Genomic DNA, 16,852 nt, shown 5'->3' with positions numbered 1-16,852 from the left:
GTTCCTTACAGGCAACACGCGGGAGGGGCGGAGGGGACGTCGAAACGCAGACTACGAATTAGGGAACGTGATGTCCGGCTTGTCTAGCTCCTCGATATTGACATCCTTGTACGTAATTACGCGGACGTAGCGCACAAAACGCACCGCACGGTACATGTCCCACACCCAACAATCCGACATACGGACCTCGTAGTACACATCGTTGCCGTCTTTGTGCGGGATCAACTCGACAGCATTCGCAAGGTAGAAACGACGCTCCGTCTCCACAACAAACGAGAACTGGCTCGCGACGTCTCGATACTCGCGATACAGCGACAGCTCGACGTCAGCCTCGTAATTGTCCAGATCCTCAGCACTCATGCGGTGCCCCCTTCGTAAATCTCAACGGCAGTTCTCACGTTGGCATAACTATAACGATGTTGCGGCGTCGCCCCGTGGCGGCGCACCGCATCCATGTGTGCCTTCGTGCCATACCCCTTGTGGCGCTCCAACCCATACCCCGGGTACTGCTCCGCGTAGCCATCGAGGAGATGGTCGCGGCTCACTTTGGCTAGCACACTGGCGGCGGCGATGCACCGGGCACTCGCGTCACCGCCGATAATCGGCAGTTGTGGTACGGGCAAACCCGCGATATGGAAGGCGTCGACAAGCGCGTACCGCGCCTCCGTCTCTAGCTGCGCAACTGCGCGCCGGGCCCCGTCAATGTTGGCATGCTGCACCCCGCGGTGATCAATCTCGCTAGCGGGCACGTGCACGATCGAGTACGCGAGCGCGTGTTGGCAAATGATGTCAAAGAGTGCTTCTCGACGCCTCGCCGTCAACTGCTTGGAGTCCGTCAACCCCTCAAGTTGCCGTATCGGCTGCGGTGGTAGCACGCACGCGGCGACTGTCAGTGGCCCGAAGCAGGCGCCCCGGCCGGCCTCGTCAACCCCGACGACTGGTCCGAGCCCTGCTTTTTCGAGCGCCACCTCGTACGTCCGAAGCTGCTTCAAACGACGCACCACAGCTCACACACCAAGCGTAGGGCTACTGCTGGATCGCCGGGTCGTCGACGCCACCAAAACGCTGGAGTGGGAACACAATCGCAAGAACTTTTCCGCGAAGGTTCTCCTCCGGGATCGTGCCCTGGTACTCATCACCAAGGTGGTAGCGCGAATCAGCGGAATTCGTGCGGTTATCACCCATCATGAAGTAGTTCCCATCAGGGACAGTTACCGGGCCGAAATAATTACCACCGCAAGCGTCGGACCCAGTCTGAGGATCCACCGGGTAGTAGTTCGGCTGCAGCGTGTACGACTGGTCGATCGGCTTTCCATCCACCATCACCGCCGGATCCCCCTCCTGGCAGGACACCGTCTGGCCACCCTTTGCGATGATGCGCTTGACCAACGTGTTCTCATCCTTCGGCACCAGCCCCACCCAGGAGGACACCTCCTGCAGACCGGCAATGGCCGGGTTGTCGGAGCGGTTAGTGACGAAGCCGGTATTCCACGAGTCAGTCCCCTTAAACACGACAACGTCACCCGGCTCCGGATCAGAAAAGTAGTAGGACACCTTCTCCACGAAGATGCGATCACCCTTGCCGTCCTGCCCATGCAACGTCGGCTCCATCGACGCAGAAGGAATCACATAGAGGCGGCCAATGAATGTCTGAATAATGAAGATGAACACCAAGGTGAGTACAACAACCATCGGGATTTCGATGTACCACGGCATGGATTTTTCTTCGGATGCGCTCTTTTCGTTCACCCGCAACACTCTAGCAGCGCAACAAAACACCCCGCACCTTACGAAGCGTAAGTGTGCGGGGTGCTGCGCAAGAAGCGGGTATGCGCTTAGCGACGCTCCTTGATGCGGGCAGCCTTGCCGCGCAGGTCGCGCATGTAGTACAGCTTCGCGCGACGTACGTCACCCTTGCGGACGACCTCAATCTTCTCCAGGTTCGGGGAATGTACCGGGAAGGTACGCTCAACACCGATACCGAAGGAAACCTTGCGGACCGTGAACGTCTCACGGATGCCGTCACCCTGACGACGAACGACGAAGCCAGTGAAGACCTGGGTACGGGTGACCGAACCCTCGATAACCTTGACGTGTACGTCGAGGGTATCGCCCGGACGGAAGTCAGGGATATCGTCACGCAGCTGGCCTGCGTCTACAAGATCAATAATGCCGTTGCTCATTGAAGCAATCCTTTACGTTTCTGGACAGAGGACCCTAGCGGCTTTTTCCACAGGTGGACGCTCGGCTGGTTCATGTCGCTTACAATAACCCGCACGATTTTACATGCGAGCACGTCACTTCCCAAATCCGGCACGCTTGAGTGCATCCGCCATCGAACCGCCCTGCGGCGCACCTCCAGCGCGACCTCGCTGGCGCTTCCCACCCTGACGGCTCGGCTTCTGCTGCGGCTTCTTCCCGCGTGAAGACTCACGCTTCTGTTCGCTCCCCGGCTCATCATCCAGGCGCAGCGTGAGGCTAATTCGCTGGCGCTGCACGTCCACCTCGAGGACCTTCACCTTCACCACTTCACCCGAGCGCACGACCTCGTGCGGGTCCTTCACAAAAGAATGGCTCATCGCAGACACGTGCACGAGGCCATCCTGGTGCAGGCCGACGTCCACAAACGCGCCGAACGCGGCGACGTTGGTGACCGTCCCTTCCAGAATCATGCCCGGCTGGAGGTCAGACACCTTGTGTACGCCTTCTTTAAAAGTGGCCGTCTTAAACTCCGGACGCGGATCCCGTCCTGGTTTTTCCAACTCGGCAAAGATATCCGTGATGGTTGGGACGCCGAAGGTGTCGTCGGCAAAGTCCTGCGGACGTAGACCCGACAGCACTCTGCTGTTACCAACGAGTGCCGCAGTGTCCACCCCAGATTGCTGAGCGATGCGCTCCACAACGGGGTAGGCCTCCGGGTGCACAGCGGAGCCATCAAGCGGATTCTCTCCGCCTTGGATGCGTAGGAAGCCGGCCGACTGCTCGAAGGCCTTCGGCCCAAGTCGCGGCACCTTCTTCAGCTCCTTGCGCGAAGCAAACACACCATGTTCATCGCGGTAGGCAACGATGTTCTTTGCGATCGTCGGCGTCACGCCAGCGACTCGTTCCAGCAGCGGTACCGACGCCGTATTGACGTCCACCCCGACTGAGTTCACCGCGTCCTCCACCACGGCGTCCAACGACTGCGCGAGCGCCGCCTGATTCACATCGTGCTGGTACTGCCCCACGCCAATTGACTTCGGGTCGACCTTGACCAGCTCCGCAAGCGGGTCCTGGAGGCGCCGCCCAATCGAGACCGCGGAACGCAGTGACACATCCATGTCCGGAAACTCCTGAGCCGCGATTTCCGAAGCCGAGTACACCGACGCACCCGATTCCGACACCACCACCGGAACAGGCCTGCGCCCGCCCGCTGCTGCGATCATGTCCGCGACCTCTCGTGCAAGCTTCTCCGTCTCCCGCGACGCCGTGCCGTTACCAATCGCGATGAGCTCCACGCCGTGTTCCGCCACAGTGTTCGCGAGCACCTGCACCGCCTGCTGCCATTGGTTCTGCGGCTGGTGTGGGTAGACGATCGCGGTTGCGAGCACCTTCCCCGTGCCATCTACGGTCGCTGTTTTTACGCCGTTCCTGTAACCCGGATCCAGCGCCAGGGTCGCGCGTTGACCGGCAGGAGCGGCCAGCAGCACATCGCGAAGATTCGTACTGAAGACGTCCAGAGCCGCCTCATCCGCGCGCTCCTTCAGACGCATCCGTGTATCCAAATTAGAAGAGACCTGCAGCTTTGTCTTCCATGCCCACCGCACGGCCTTCGCCAACCACGGGCTCGTTTCACAGTTAAGGTCGAAACGGTTCGCGATCATCCCCTCGTACGCCGCATCATCTCCGGCGTCCAAATCCAGCGAAAGCACACCTTCCTGCTCGCCTCGCAGCAGCGCTAAAATGCGGTGCGACGGCAACGAGGCGAATGGCTCGCTGAAGTCGAAATAGTCTCGGAACTTCGCACCCTCGTTCTCCTTGCCTTCGACGACGCTCGAACGCATCGTTCCGGACTCGTACACCTTGTCGCGGACCTCGCCGACGAGATCCGCATCGGTGGCAATCCTGTCAACCAAGATCGCGCGGGCACCGTCCAGCACCGCTTTCGTGTCGGCGAACCCCTCACAGACATAGCTTGCCGCCTCAGCCTCGGCGTCGGCCGAAGGGGCGTCAATAAGCAACTCTACGAGCGGCTCGAGACCAGCCTCACGCGCGATATCCGCCTTGGTCTTCCTGCGCTTCTTATACGGCAGGTAGAGATCCTCGACGCGCGCCTTCGTATCCGCACCCATGATGAGCGCCTTGAGCTCATCAGTGAGTTTGCCCTGCTCCTCGATCGCCTCAATGACCGAAGCCTTGCGCTCCTCAAGCTCGATCAAATACGCATTGCGCTGCTCAATGTGGCGCAGCTGTGTGTCATCCAAGCCACCGGTAGCTTCCTTCCGGTAGCGAGAAATGAATGGGACCGTATTCCCCTCTGCCAACAGTTGCAGCGCAGCCTCAACGTGGCGTGGCGCTACCTGGAGTTCCGATGCAATGGTCTCAGCAATGAACGTCATTCCGGACATTCTAATGCTTATGCGTTCCCATCCACGAGGCGGGTCGATCCGTACCAGTAGGTGCCTCTGGGCAGGCCTGCGACCACCGCTTGCGTCGCAGCGTCCAGCTCGAGCGCGGTGCGGCCGCGCACCTCGAGCCTGCACAAAGACTCAAGAGGCGGGTGCCCCTCCTTCAACAGGTAATCGGTCTCAAGAATCGACTCATCCTCGCAGTGCGGGCCGATCGGCTCCAGTGAGATTTTGGGCTCGCGGTAGCCGGCCTTGCGCAACACACGGGCCAAAGACTTGCGCGCCTTCGGCCAGCGCTTCTCGTCGACGAGCACCTGCATTGCCGTCACGACGTCGCGGCCGTACAGCGCAAACTCGTCATCCTCATCGAGCTCGGCGGCGTCCAATAGCTCCGGGCGGACTTGCTGCGTGCGCAGCAGCGATGCATCACGTCGGTAGCGCTCCACCTTGGCGTGATCACCCGAAAAGAGCACGTCAGGGGCGCCGATCCCGCGCCACGTTCGTGGCTTTGTGTAGCTCGGTCCCTCAAGCAACCCATCGGAAAAACTATCGTCCTCGTGGCTTTGCGTATTGCCCAACACCCCGGGGATCAGGCGGGTAACGGCCTCCGCGATCACCAACGTAGCTACCTCCCCGCCGATTAGCACGTAGTCCCCAATAGAGACCTCGCGCACCCGGTACCGCTGCTGGGCGTCAACAAAGACTCGCTGGTCAATACCCTCGTAGCGGCCACAGGCAAACACGATGTGAGACTCACGCGACCACGCCTGCGCGTCCTGCTGCGTAAACGGTGTACCCGCCGGGGTGGGCACAATCAGCAGCGGTTGCTCAGCAGACTCGCCTTCGCGGACATCACTAACTTCATACGGCCGCGGCGCGACGGCGTGAACCTCATCGTGGCGGGCCTTGTCATTGCGGTGCGGTGCGGCGGAACGCAACCCTTCACCTTCGTTGCCAGCTGCCACGGAATCAAGCGCCTCACCCCACACATCCGGGCGCATCACCATACCAGGCCCGCCGCCGAGCGGAGGGGCGTCGACAGACTTATGTACACCAAGCCCCCACTGTCGAAGATCATGCACGCGGACGCTCACAATCCCCTGCTCAATCGCCTTGCCCAACAACGCGTGGCGCAGCGGCTCAAGGTATTCGGGGAAAATGGTGACAATGTCGAGCCTCAAGGTGTGCCTAGACATTGAGCAAACCCTCAGGCGGGGTGATGGACAGGAAGCCCTTCTCCAGATCTACTTCGGGCACAATATCGCTCACGAACGGCACGAGGACCTCACGGCCGTCGTACTCAACCTCTAGAATCTGGCGCCCCGGCGTATGCATCACACCTGTGACCTGCCCGATCTCCTCCCCATCAAGACGCACATTCAGTCCAATCAATTCGTGATCGTAGAACTCATCCGGGTCCGCGTCCTCCCCGCGTTCAAGCGGCGTCGCGAAAAACTTCAGCCCTCGCAGCCCCTCAGCGGCGGTACGGTCCGGCACCTCTTCGAAGCTGAGCAACAGGCGTCCTTTGTGCGGGCGGGCCGTCGCAACGGTGAGTTCAATATCCTTCCCCGTTTGCGCGCCGCGCAGCTTGCTGCCCACTGCGAAGCGGACCTCGGGCTGGTCCGTGTGCACTTCCACCGCGACTTCGCCCTTAATACCGTGAGTCTTCACGACCCGACCAATCAGTAGCTCCATGCTCAATTACCCTACTTTTCGACGCCCACTTCGCAAACAAAAAACGGCACGCCCTCCGACCACACGGATCGGGAACGTGCCGTTGCGAGGTTCGGATTAGTCCTCGGACTCCTCAGCCGGGGACTCCTCTTCAGCGGACTCCGCAGCCTCAGCAGCTGCAGCTGCCTCAGCCTCTGCGGCAGCCTTGGCCTCAGCCTCTTCCTTCGCCTTCTTGCGCTTCTCGGTGATCGCCTCAGCGGTCGGGCCGTTGTTGGCCTCCTCGAGAGCCTTGTTGAACAGGTCAAGCTTGGATGGCTTCTCCTCAGCAACCTTGAGGGTGCCCTCAGCACCGTCGAGGCCCTTGTGCTTCTGCCAGTCGCCGGTAATCTTCAGCAGAGCGAGCACAGGCTCGGTCGGCTGCGCACCAACGCCGAGCCAGTACTGAGCACGCTCGGAGTCGATCTTGATGAGGGAAGGCTCCTGCTTCGGGTGGTAGATACCGATGTTCTCGACAACCTTGCCATCACGACGAGCCTTCGCGTCAGCGATAACAACACGGTACTGCGCGTTACGGATCTTACCGACGCGCTGCAGCTTAATCTTTACAGCCATGAAAATCTTCCTTTACGGTCACCGGGCAGTACAGACACCCGCCAACACGATAGGCGGGCTGGTTCAACCCTTCTTCTTTACCCTGCGCGTGACTGGTTGGGCGACATCGCGCATCTCTGCACGTGACGGGTCCAACGCGAACGCAGTTTGGTCCTGTTCAAAACCTGCATACACAGATAATCAACCTGAAAGAGGTTACCCCATAGCGAACCAATTCCCAAACAGGACTTGTTATCTAGGCAGATAGTTACCATTTGCCTGCCTGTTGCGGGTATCGTCTTTTCAGTTGCCCGCCGAAAAATAGCATGAAGCGTAATGAGGGCGCGAAACAATCTGAGAGTACACGAGGTTTTTCAGCATGCCTGCACCGAGCACGAAACGCTCAACCGCATACCGCGTCGACCTTGACGGGCTTCGAGGCTTTGCTATCGCACTAGTCGTCTTGTTCCACGTCTACGTCGGCCGAGTCTCAGGCGGCGTCGATGTCTTCTTGCTGCTGTCTGGATACTTCTTCCTCGGTGGCCAGATCCGCTACGCAATGCGCCCAAACCCAAGCCTCAACCCCTGGTGGCCACTGTGGCGCACTATTCGACGCCTCGTTCCAGCACTTGCGCTCACTGTCCTGGCAACCATGCTTGGTGTGATGCTGCTCGCCCCCGAACTCATGGGCGTGGAACTCTCCAAGCAGTTCACCGCCTCCATGCTGTACTACCAAAACTGGGAGCTGATCGCCCAAGATGCGGATTATGCGGCGGCAAGCCAGGACACGTCTCCGCTGCAACACCTGTGGTCAATGAGTGTGCAAGGCCAGTTCTACGTTTTCGCCATTTTGTTGGGGACGCTGCTGGCCTTCTTGATCTGGAAGTGCAAAGTTCCGGCTGTCATTGCCAAGCGAGGCGCGATCACGCTGCTCGCCATTATCACCGTTGCTTCGTTCGCATACGCTGCGCGCTTCGGCTTCGTCGGTACGGGCCAGAACTACTACTCCACGTTCTCCCGTGCGTGGGAGCTCGCGCTCGGTGGGTTGCTTGCCTTCGTGCCAACCAGCCGTTTCCTGCCACAGCGCACAGCCGCGTGGACTGCGGGCCTTGGCGTTGTGATGATTTCAATTACCGGCATCGTCGTCACCACTTCACTCGCGTTCCCCGGCCCTGTCACGCTGCTGCCACTCACTGGCGCCGCGCTGATTGTCATGAGTGGCAACCAGAACTCGGTCTCAAACATTCTGGCGTCGAAGCCGATGACGTGGCTAGGCAGCATCGCCTATTCCCTCTATCTTTGGCACTGGCCGTTGCTCATCATTGTCACTCTTGCTGGAGGGTTCCGGACTCCTCCGTGGTGGGTTGGCACCCTCGTCATCGCGGTTTCGCTCGGACTCGCACACGTCACACACCTGCTGGTAGAAGACCCGCTGCGTCAACACCGAAAGCGCCCGCAATCGACCGATACCCCGATTATCGACGCCCGCTCGACGCTGCGCACCCGCACCGGCGTTGTCCGCGCAGGCGGCGGCGTGCTGGTTTCCGTGCTCGTTGCCACTATTTTTGCAATCCAACCGCTTTGGAATCAGCGCATCGAGGACGCAGACCGCGATCTTCCGGAGGACCTTTACCCGGGCGCCCTCGCCATTGCTGGTGCTGAAGTCCCAGACGTCAAGCCACAGCCCGATCCGGCCCTGATTGCGGGCATCTACCCACCTATCGGCGTAGACGAGTGCATGATCATGATCCCCCAGCCGGCAACGGACATGCCTCGTCCCGACTGCCAGTACGGCGACCTCGAGTCCGACGTCACTGTAGTGATGACCGGCGGGTCCCACATCGAGCCGTACGTCGTGCCCCTCGACAAGCTCGGGAAAGAGCACCACTTCCGGGTCATTCCGTACGTCCGGCAGGAGTGCCCGATTGTCATCGGCGGTGCCGACAGAGACGAGTTCGTCAGCGATGTATGCGCTCAATGGTCGGAGCTTGCGTTCCAGAACATCGTCGAAATGAACCCGGACCTGGTGATTTCAAACTCCACACGCCCCGAGGGCCACGCGGGCGGTGCAGCGTTTTCCACGGACAAGGTCCCCGACGCCTACGCGAACCTGTGGCAGAACTTCGCCTACAACGGCATCCCGTTCGTTGGTTTGCGCGATAACCCATGGATGTTCACCCCAGAAGGCGATCCTATGGACCCGAACCTCTGCATCGTTGCTGGTGCCTCCGAACGCGACTGCTCAGCACTGCGCAGCACAATCTACGGGCCCGAGGACCCAGCAACCTCGTACCTCTTGCCCGAGAATCACCAGTGGTCCATCGATACCGCTGACTGGTTCTGCGACGACAAGTTTTGCCCGCCACAGCGTGGCAACGTGTACATCTACCGCGACCAGAACCACATCTCGAACGCCTACGCAGCAACGCTCGCTCCGCTTCTGTGGGCTGAGCTGATGCCTATCTTCGAAGAGCTAGGCCTGCTCCCGGGGCCCGCCACGGATCCCACACCGAGCTTGGAGATGGACGCACCCGCTACGCAGTAGCGTGCGAGCACCATAGCAAAGGGCCGGTACGGATGCCCGTACCGGCCCTTCAGTGTTTTGCTGACTACTTCTTCTTGCCCATGCGCTTCATCGCTGCGCCGAAGTCAAGATTGTTGAGGTCAAGCCCCTCCATACCTGGAGGAAGTTGTTCCTGCATCTTCTGCAGATCCTCCATGCCAGGCATTCCCGGCATCTGTGGCATGCCCGGCATCTTCGGGCCTCCACCACGGCGCTTCGCGGGCTTGCGTTTCCCGTTCTTGCCCCTGCGTCCCTTGGGCTTCTTCTTTGTCGCGGAGCGTCCGCCACCCATGCCCGGCATTCCTGGTAGGCCGAACTGGTTGGCCATCGCGCCCATCATCTTCTTCGCCTCGAAAAAGCGTTCAACGAGCTGGTTGACGTCAGAGACTTTCACGCCGGAACCAGCAGCGATACGCTTCCTGCGCGACGCATTAAGGATCTTCGGGTTCGCGCGTTCCTCAGGCGTCATACCGCGGATGATTGCCTGGATGCGGTCCAGCTGCTTCTCATCAACCATGTCCGCCATCTGGTTCATCTGCTTGCCGCCAGGCATCATCTTGAGCAGATTGCCGATCGGGCCCATGCGGCGGATCATCAGCATCTGGTTCAAAAAGTCCTCGAGCGTGAGCTCCCCAGTGCCGAGTCGGCTCGCGGCCTCCTCAGCTTCCTTCTGGTCGAAGACGGTCTCTGCATGCTCAATGAGTGAGAGCAGGTCGCCCATACCGAGGATGCGACTCGACATGCGCTCCGGGTGGAAGACATCAAAGTCGTCGAGCTTCTCACCGGTGGACGCGAACAGGATCGGCTTGCCGGTGACTTCGCGAATGGACAGAGCTGCACCACCGCGGGCGTCACCGTCGAGCTTCGTCAGCACAACGCCGGTAAAGTCCACGCCGTCTGCGAAGGCCTGCGCAGTCGTGACCGCGTCCTGACCGATCATCGCATCGATCACAAACAGGACTTCATCAGGCTGGACTGCATCACGGATGTTACGGGCCTGCGTCATCAGCGTTTCGTCAATACCCAAACGACCCGCGGTATCGATGATCACCACGTCATGCTTGTTTTGCTTCGCGTGCTCAATACCAGCCTGCGCCACCGCGACGGGGTCGCCGTGGGAAGTGCCCATCTCGTGCTCAAACGAGTCTATGGACGTGCCAGGATCCGGAGCGAACGTTGCAACCTCGGCGCGCTCACCCACAATCTGGAGCTGTTGCACAGCGCCCGGGCGCTGGAGGTCACAGGCCACCAGCAGCGGTGTGTGTCCTTGTTTTGCCAGGTGGCGGGACAACTTACCTGCCAGGGTGGTCTTACCAGCACCCTGTAGACCTGCCAGCATGATGACGGTCGGCGGTGTCTTTGCAAAGTTGAGGCGTCGAGTCTCTCCGCCCAAAATGGCGGTCAGCTCCTGGTCAACAATCTTGACCACTTGCTGTGCCGGGTTCAGCGCCTCTGAAACGTCGGAGCCCAAAGCGCGCTCTTTCACGCGCTTAATGAAGGCGCGTACGACAGTCAGCGAGACGTCAGCCTCCAGCAGCGCGATCCGAATCTCACGTGCTGTGGCGTTAATGTCAGCCTCGGTGAGCTTGCCTTTGCCGCGCAAGCCTCCAAGCGCTGATTGTAAGCGGTCAGACAGTGACTCGAACACAGTGCGTTGCTCCCTTAACTAATTCATTCTTCGGTAATGAGACAGAACGCACCTAGCCTAGCGCCTTTCCGCCCAACTGTTCACATCACGCCAGGCTATCCCAGCAGAGCATCCACAAAGCTCTCTACTTCAAACGGCGCGAGGTCATCGGCGCCTTCGCCAAGACCCACAAGTTTGACCGGCACGCCCAGTTCCTCTTGTACCTGGAACACAATGCCGCCCTTCGCGGTACCGTCCAGCTTCGTCAGCACCACACCGGTGATATCGACGACCTCACGGAACACTCGCGCCTGCGCAATGCCGTTTTGTCCAACCGTTGCATCCAGTACCAGGAGCACCTCATCAACAGTGGATTTCTTTTCGACGACCCGTTTCACCTTACCCAGCTGATCCATCAAGCCAGTCGAGGTGTGCAGACGGCCCGCTGTGTCGACAAGCACGACATCCGCACCCTCTTGCACGCCGGTCGCCACGGCGTCGAACGCGACAGAGGCAGGGTCCGCGCCTTCTGCTCCGCGGACCGTAGAGGCACCTACCCGACGCCCCCACGTCTCCAGTTGGTCTGCCGCAGCAGCGCGGAATGTATCCGCAGCGCCAAGTACCACCGAGTGGCCCATCGCTACGAGTACGCGTGCAAGCTTGCCCGTCGTGGTGGTCTTACCCGTGCCGTTGACGCCGACTACCAAGATCACAGCGGGCTTGCCTTCGTTCGGCATTGCGTGAATCGAACGATCGAGCTCTGGCTTCGCGGCTTCGATCAGGGTTTCCCGCAGCATTGCGCGTGCTTCAGCCTCAGATGCCACGCCTCGCTCGGCAATCTTCTGACGCAGTGCATCGGTAATGCGCATGGTCAGATCCGCACCGATATCTGCCATGATGAGGGTGTCTTCGATCTCTTCCCACGCGTCCTCGTCGAGGTCGCCCGCGGTAAGAATGCCAAGCAGCCCTTGGCCAATCGCGTTCTGCGAGCGCGACAGGCGCCCGCGCAGCTTGCCCATCCGGCCTGCGGCTGGCGCGATTGCCTCGACAGGCTCGGAGGAGACTGGTTCGCTGACAATTGCGTCCTCGGTCGGTTCGGCGCCGTCTTCCAGGGCACGTTCCGCCCCGTCGACCGTTGCTGCGGCTGCGTCCGCTGCCTCTTGTGCTTCTTCGATGTCTTGGTGTTCGACGTCTGCTTCGTCGGAGGCGGGTTCTGCAGGCGCGGGCGCCTTTGGCTCTTCCGCGACCAGTGTCGGTTCCGGCTCCTTCTCAACCTCAGGTTTCGGTTCTACTGCAGGTTCAGGGTCGGCCTGCGGTTCCGGTACAACCACCGGCTCAGGCTTTTCGGACTGAGTTTCCTCAACTGGCTCCGGCTCAGGCGCAGGCTCAGGCTCAGGCGCCGACCCGTCCTCTACAAGCGGCTCAGGCTCCGGCATTGGCACAGCCTGAGCGGGCTTCGGATCGGAGGGGGCGTCGACACGCGGGATAGGTTCCTTTTCCTTCACTCCTGCTTGAGCGAAATTAAAACCCCCCTTTGCCTGGTAGTTTCCAGACTTCTCCTGCTGGGTAAGTTCTTTCGGCTCCTCGGTCTTTTCAAAGGAAACAGACTTTGCCGATTTCCGTTTATTGCCAACAATGATGATGCCCACAATGAGAATCACGAGCACCACAGCTGCGATTGCAATCCATAACGAGTACGTAGTCATGACTTCCATAGTGCCAAAGGCGCTCAAAAGCTGTGTGGAATACCCCATTTATGCCAACAACGTGGTTGAATAAGGTTTATGAATACTCCCCCATTTTTGAAGAATCTGCCACAAGACGTTGCCCAATGGATCCTGCCAGTCCTCACAACGCTGATTTCGCTGGCCGTCGGACTTGGCATCATTGCCTCAAGTGGCCAGCTTGGCAGCTCAAAGGTAGACGTGCCGAGCGTTGGCACCGACGCGCCGAAGGAGGCAGTGCCAGCGACTGGTGAGGCGCTCACCACCGCGCTGAACACCACCTGGGCACCGCTGCCGTTGTATGACGGCGCTACTGTCCAATTTGTCAAGGAAGATAAGGGCTACGTGCTTGTAGGCGGTCCATGCAACGGCTACGGCGTCGGCTTCACCATTGACGAAGCAACTGGTGCGGTCTCCACGTTTAAGACGCCGACGACGAGGAAGGCATGCCCGTCTGAGGACACCATCTGGGAAAATACCACCAGCGACTTGCTGAAGCAGACCACGAGCCTGAAAGTGCTCGGCCAGGATAAACTCTTCGCAGTTGGTTCTGAGGGAACACTGGAGCTTGTTGTAAAGAACTAAGCCCCGCACCCCTATTTATGCGTCCGGATCGGAGTCAGGAGCTGACCCCGCCGGGCGCATTCTTTGTGAGAGCACCCTCGTTACACCATCACCGCGCATGGTGACACCGTAGAGCACGTTCGCCGCATTCATGGTCGGCTTCTGGTGGGTGATCACAATGAGCTGCGAGTCCTGCCGCAGCTCCTCGAGCAGCGCGATCAATCGGCGCAGATTCACGTCATCGAGCGCTGCTTCCACCTCGTCCAGCACGTAGAACGGGCTCGGGCGCGCTCGGAAAATCGCTACCAGAAACGCCAGAGCAGTCAGCGACTTTTCTCCACCTGACAGCAGTGACAGCCGCTTGACGCGCTTGCCCGGTGGGCGCGCCTCGATCTCGATGCCGGTGAGCAGCATGTCATCTGGTTCCGTGAGTATCAGGCGGGCTTCCCCACCGGGAAACAGCGTATGGAACACACGTGGAAACTCCTCCTCCACGTCATGCCATGCATCCGTGAAGAGCTGCAGGATGTGGGCGTCGACATCCTCGATGACGTCGAGCAAGTCCTTTCGAGCCTGAATCACATCGGCAAGCTGGGTAGAGAGGAACGTATAGCGTTCCTCAAGCGCCTTAAACTCTTCGAGAGCCAGCGGGTTCACCTTCCCCAAAGAGCGCAAGTCTTTTTCGGCCTGGCGCAGTCGCTGGGTCTCAGTGGACTCGTCAAAGTCTTCTCCCGGCGTGAAGTTCGCGAGCAAGTCATCGACCGAAATACCGAGCGACTCGACGATCTTCTGCTGAGCTTCCTCAAGACGCACCTTCGCCTGCGACCTTGCAATGTCTGCGGCGTGCGCGCGGTCACTCAACCGATTCAGCTGCTGACGAGCAGCGCTGACCTGCGATCGCTCTTGTTGAATCCTGCCCTGCAGCGCAGCAAGCGTGCGCTGCAGCTCATCGCGCTGCGCGGTGGCTCGCTGTAATGCATCCTGGACTCGCGAGATCAGAACCTCCGTATGTTCCTTCACGGCTCCGGCGAGCAGGGCCTGGGACCGCCGACGTGCAACGGCTGCGTCATGACGCGCTTTTGCCTGGCGCTCGTTTTCCGCCTGGCGCCGCAACGCATCGCCCTTCCCCGCAAGTGTCTGAGCGCGCTGTTGCGTCTCACGAGCAGCGAGAACCGCTTCCAGTTCGATCGCCTTCGCCTGCGTCAGTTGCTGGGATGCAGCATCACGGGCCTCGGGCGAAGGGCCTTCCGCAGCAGGAGTGTCGTCGATGCGAGAAAGACGCTCCTGGGTTTCCAGCAGTTGCTCACGGCGCTGAGCGAGCCGCTGCTCTGCCTCCTCAAGCTGCTGCGCGGCACGGACGCGCTCTTGCTCGGCCGTGTCCGATTGCGCAGCCAAGCGCTGATGCTCACGCTGCCACGACGCAACCACCGTGTCGTGCTCGCGCAACGCTGCCTTCGCCGCCGCAACATTCACCCGCGCGTCCTCGGCTGCGAGCTGCGCTCCCTCAAACGTGCCCGAGAGCTCCGCCAACGCGTGCTCTGCGGTGTGTAGATCTCGCTGTGCGGCTTCAACCTGCGCACTCACCTCGACCGTAGACGCGCTCGCGATGCCTACCGACATCCAGCCTTCGCCGAATAGTGCCCCCTCTCGCGTCACAGCACGCAGTCGTGGGTCTGCCTTCACGACGTCCACGCCCTCCTGCGGCGTCTCCACTACAACAACGTCTGCTAACAGGCGCGCCACGGGGCCCGCGACCGAAACGTCGACGTCGAGGTGGTCGAGGAGCCAGTCATAGCACCCGTCGGTTTCAACACGCCACAGCGCGCCGCCGACTGCCTCAACGATGCTGGCACGATCTGCGGATTGCAGCTGCTCCACAACGTCCAAGTCACGCTCGCCCACCAATGCCTCACTGAAGCCACCAAGCGCGGCAGCCAGCGCTCCTGCCAGGTCAGCAGGAGCCTTCACCAGTGATGCAAGCGCGGGATAACCTCCGAGCATCTCCTCCGCGGTACGTGTTGGCATTTGGTGCTGCAGCGTCTCTATCTTCGACTGCAGCGTAAACACCGCCCGCTCATGCTCGCGCTGCTGCGTCTGTAGCTCCTGAAAGCGCTGCTCGGCGGCAGTGAGCTCTGAGCTTGCTTGCTCGTACTCATGGACGAGTGGCCCTCGGCGGGCTTCAAGCTCAGCAATCTTCTCCGCTACCTCCTCGGCTTCGCCGCGGGCGCTGTGGGCCCGCTCGCTGCTGAGTGAAAGCTGCTCTTCAAGCCGGGTTGCCTCTTGCTCACCTCCGAGCACGGCCTGCTGGTGCGCCTCCTCTTGCGCCACCAGCCGCACAACGCCCTCACGGCGATCCGCTACCGCCTGAATCTGCGCCACGTGTTCGCGTTCAGCTTCATCGAACGCAGCCTGGTATTCGGCAACGTCTTCCCGAACAACCTCAAGTCGCTCCGCGGCTTCCTCGGCAGCCTCAATGGCCACCTCATATTCTTCGTCCGCTGCTGCTGCCCGAGCGAGCAGCTCCTCTGGGTCTTGCCCGTGGTACTCAGTCTGCGTGTTCAGGTTGTGCGCGCGTTCCTGTGCGATGCGCAACGTCGCGTTCGCCCGTTCCTCGAGAGATGACAGTGCAAACCAAGTTTCCTGTGACTCCTGGGCACGCGGCTGTACCTCCCGTTGTTCTTCCTCGAGCTGCGCGTACTGCTCCTCAGCGCTCTCGAGCGACGCGGTCACGGCCTCGACCTGTTCTTCGAGCAGCTTCGCACTCTCGTCACTTTGCGCATGCGCTGCCTGCAGCGTGACCATCTGGTGGCCGGCGAGGCGGAGCCGGGCGTCGCGAAGCGTGGCTTGCACAGTCGCGGCGCGCTTCGCGGCTTCGGCCTGGCGCTCCAGCGGCTTGAGCTGCTTGCCAAGCTCATCTGTCAGATCCTGCAACCTGTCGACGTTGCCTTGCATCGACTGCAGCTTGCGCTGTGCCTTCTCTTTACGACGTCGGTGCTTCAGCACGCCGGCGGCTTCCTCGATGAACGCACGGCGCTCTTCTGGGCGCGATTCCAAAATCTCAGACAGCTTGCCCTGCCCGACGATGATGTGCATCTCGCGGCCAATACCGGAGTCCGACAACAGCTCCTGAATGTCCATCAGCCGGGCTTTCGAGCCGTTAATTTCGTACTCGGAGGCTCCATCACGGAACATACGTCGCGTGATCGCAACCTCCGTGAAGTCCACTGGAAGGTGCTTATCGCTGTTGTCGAAGGTGAGTGTTACCTCTGCGCGCCCTAGTGGCTTGCGATCCCCCGCTCCCGCGAAGATGACATCCTGCATCTTCCCACCGCGTAGATTCTTCGCACCCTGCTCCCCCATCACCCAGGCAAGCGCGTCGACGACGTTCGATTTACCTGAGCCGTTCGGTCCGACAACAGCGCAGATGCCGGGCTCGAACTTCATCGTCGTCGAAGAAGCGAAGGACTTAAAGCCCTTCAGCGTCAACGATTTCAAATGCATT

General features: G+C 60.4%; 13 protein-coding genes. 2 read left to right on the top strand and 11 right to left on the bottom strand.

The window, feature by feature from the left end; translation table 11 throughout:
- Positions 1–51: 51 nt before the first annotated feature.
- The 8 genes from KBX13_RS00575 to rpsP form a co-directional block, all read right to left on the bottom strand.
- Positions 52–360 carry a DUF2469 domain-containing protein gene (locus KBX13_RS00575; protein ID WP_070362276.1) on the bottom strand — a complete coding sequence of 103 codons (309 nt, stop codon included), beginning with the start codon at positions 358–360 and terminating at the stop codon, positions 52–54.
- Positions 357–1,001, bottom strand: coding sequence for a ribonuclease HII (locus tag KBX13_RS00570; protein ID WP_256020272.1), 645 nt, complete (start codon positions 999–1,001; stop codon positions 357–359). Before KBX13_RS00570 ends, KBX13_RS00575 begins: the two co-directional genes overlap by 4 nt.
- Before the next feature lie 25 nt (positions 1,002–1,026).
- The gene (gene lepB, locus KBX13_RS00565) at positions 1,027–1,716 is read right to left on the bottom strand and encodes a signal peptidase I (protein ID WP_256000340.1); all 690 of its coding nucleotides are present in this window, start codon (positions 1,714–1,716) and stop codon (positions 1,027–1,029) included.
- Between the two features lie 119 nt (positions 1,717–1,835).
- Complete coding sequence (gene rplS, locus KBX13_RS00560) at positions 1,836–2,183, bottom strand: 50S ribosomal protein L19 (protein WP_070362274.1); 348 nt, start codon at positions 2,181–2,183, stop codon at positions 1,836–1,838.
- Positions 2,184–2,297: 114 nt separating this feature from the next.
- The gene (locus KBX13_RS00555) at positions 2,298–4,598 is read right to left on the bottom strand and encodes a Tex family protein (protein WP_256020270.1); all 2,301 of its coding nucleotides are present in this window, start codon (positions 4,596–4,598) and stop codon (positions 2,298–2,300) included.
- 17 nt (positions 4,599–4,615) lie between these two features.
- A complete protein-coding gene (trmD, locus tag KBX13_RS00550; RefSeq protein ID WP_256020269.1) occupies positions 4,616–5,803 on the bottom strand; it encodes a tRNA (guanosine(37)-N1)-methyltransferase TrmD in 1,188 nt (395 codons plus the stop codon).
- Positions 5,796–6,308 carry a ribosome maturation factor RimM gene (rimM, locus tag KBX13_RS00545; RefSeq protein ID WP_370687301.1) on the bottom strand — a complete coding sequence of 171 codons (513 nt, stop codon included), beginning with the start codon at positions 6,306–6,308 and terminating at the stop codon, positions 5,796–5,798. Before rimM ends, trmD begins: the two co-directional genes overlap by 8 nt.
- Positions 6,309–6,398: 90 nt before the next feature.
- Positions 6,399–6,893 carry a 30S ribosomal protein S16 gene (rpsP, locus tag KBX13_RS00540; protein WP_070362270.1) on the bottom strand — a complete coding sequence of 165 codons (495 nt, stop codon included), beginning with the start codon at positions 6,891–6,893 and terminating at the stop codon, positions 6,399–6,401.
- A 358-nt stretch (positions 6,894–7,251) separates the two neighbouring features.
- On the opposite strand from rpsP, the gene KBX13_RS00535 reads away from it, so the two are divergent.
- On the top strand, positions 7,252–9,417 hold the full coding sequence (locus KBX13_RS00535; protein ID WP_256020267.1) for an acyltransferase family protein: 2,166 nt from the start codon (positions 7,252–7,254) through the stop codon (positions 9,415–9,417).
- 64 nt (positions 9,418–9,481) lie between these two features.
- On the opposite strand, the gene ffh is transcribed toward KBX13_RS00535, so the two are convergent.
- Together ffh and ftsY are read right to left on the bottom strand one after the other, a co-directional pair.
- Complete coding sequence (gene ffh / locus KBX13_RS00530; protein WP_070478854.1) at positions 9,482–11,083, bottom strand: signal recognition particle protein; 1,602 nt, start codon at positions 11,081–11,083, stop codon at positions 9,482–9,484.
- A 95-nt stretch (positions 11,084–11,178) separates the two neighbouring features.
- Positions 11,179–12,768, bottom strand: coding sequence for a signal recognition particle-docking protein FtsY (ftsY, locus tag KBX13_RS00525; protein ID WP_256020265.1), 1,590 nt, complete (start codon positions 12,766–12,768; stop codon positions 11,179–11,181).
- Between the two features lie 78 nt (positions 12,769–12,846).
- On the opposite strand from ftsY, the gene KBX13_RS00520 reads away from it, so the two are divergent.
- Complete coding sequence (locus KBX13_RS00520) at positions 12,847–13,371, top strand: META domain-containing protein (RefSeq protein WP_256020263.1); 525 nt, start codon at positions 12,847–12,849, stop codon at positions 13,369–13,371.
- Between the two features lie 15 nt (positions 13,372–13,386).
- Here KBX13_RS00520 and smc read toward each other — a convergent pair whose 3' ends face one another.
- Entirely contained in the window at positions 13,387–16,851 is a 3,465-nt protein-coding gene (smc, locus tag KBX13_RS00515) for a chromosome segregation protein SMC (protein ID WP_256020261.1), read from the bottom strand.
- Position 16,852 lies beyond the last annotated feature (1 nt).

This window comes from Corynebacterium sp. CCUG 51687, assembly GCF_024453995.1.
In the GTDB taxonomy this organism is placed as follows: Bacteria; Actinomycetota; Actinomycetes; order Mycobacteriales; family Mycobacteriaceae; genus Corynebacterium; species Corynebacterium pseudogenitalium.
This window is presented reverse-complemented; position numbering and strand designations above follow the sequence as displayed.

What these genes read in the sequence shown, in the direction of transcription:
- KBX13_RS00575 (WP_070362276.1), bottom strand. Translation starts at nt 360, where the DNA reads ATGAGTGCTGAGGATCTGGACAATTACGAGGCTGACGTCGAGCTGTCG.
- lepB (WP_256000340.1), bottom strand. Translation starts at nt 1,716, where the DNA reads ATGCCGTGGTACATCGAAATCCCGATGGTTGTTGTACTCACCTTGGTG.
- rplS (WP_070362274.1), bottom strand. Translation starts at nt 2,183, where the DNA reads ATGAGCAACGGCATTATTGATCTTGTAGACGCAGGCCAGCTGCGTGAC.
- KBX13_RS00555 (WP_256020270.1), bottom strand. Translation starts at nt 4,598, where the DNA reads ATGACGTTCATTGCTGAGACCATTGCATCGGAACTCCAGGTAGCGCCA.
- trmD (WP_256020269.1), bottom strand. Translation starts at nt 5,803, where the DNA reads ATGTCTAGGCACACCTTGAGGCTCGACATTGTCACCATTTTCCCCGAA.
- rpsP (WP_070362270.1), bottom strand. Translation starts at nt 6,893, where the DNA reads ATGGCTGTAAAGATTAAGCTGCAGCGCGTCGGTAAGATCCGTAACGCG.
- KBX13_RS00535 (WP_256020267.1), top strand. Translation starts at nt 7,252, where the DNA reads ATGCCTGCACCGAGCACGAAACGCTCAACCGCATACCGCGTCGACCTT.
- ftsY (WP_256020265.1), bottom strand. Translation starts at nt 12,768, where the DNA reads ATGACTACGTACTCGTTATGGATTGCAATCGCAGCTGTGGTGCTCGTG.
- KBX13_RS00520 (WP_256020263.1), top strand. Translation starts at nt 12,847, where the DNA reads ATGAATACTCCCCCATTTTTGAAGAATCTGCCACAAGACGTTGCCCAA.
- smc (WP_256020261.1), bottom strand. Translation starts at nt 16,851, where the DNA reads ATGCATTTGAAATCGTTGACGCTGAAGGGCTTTAAGTCCTTCGCTTCT.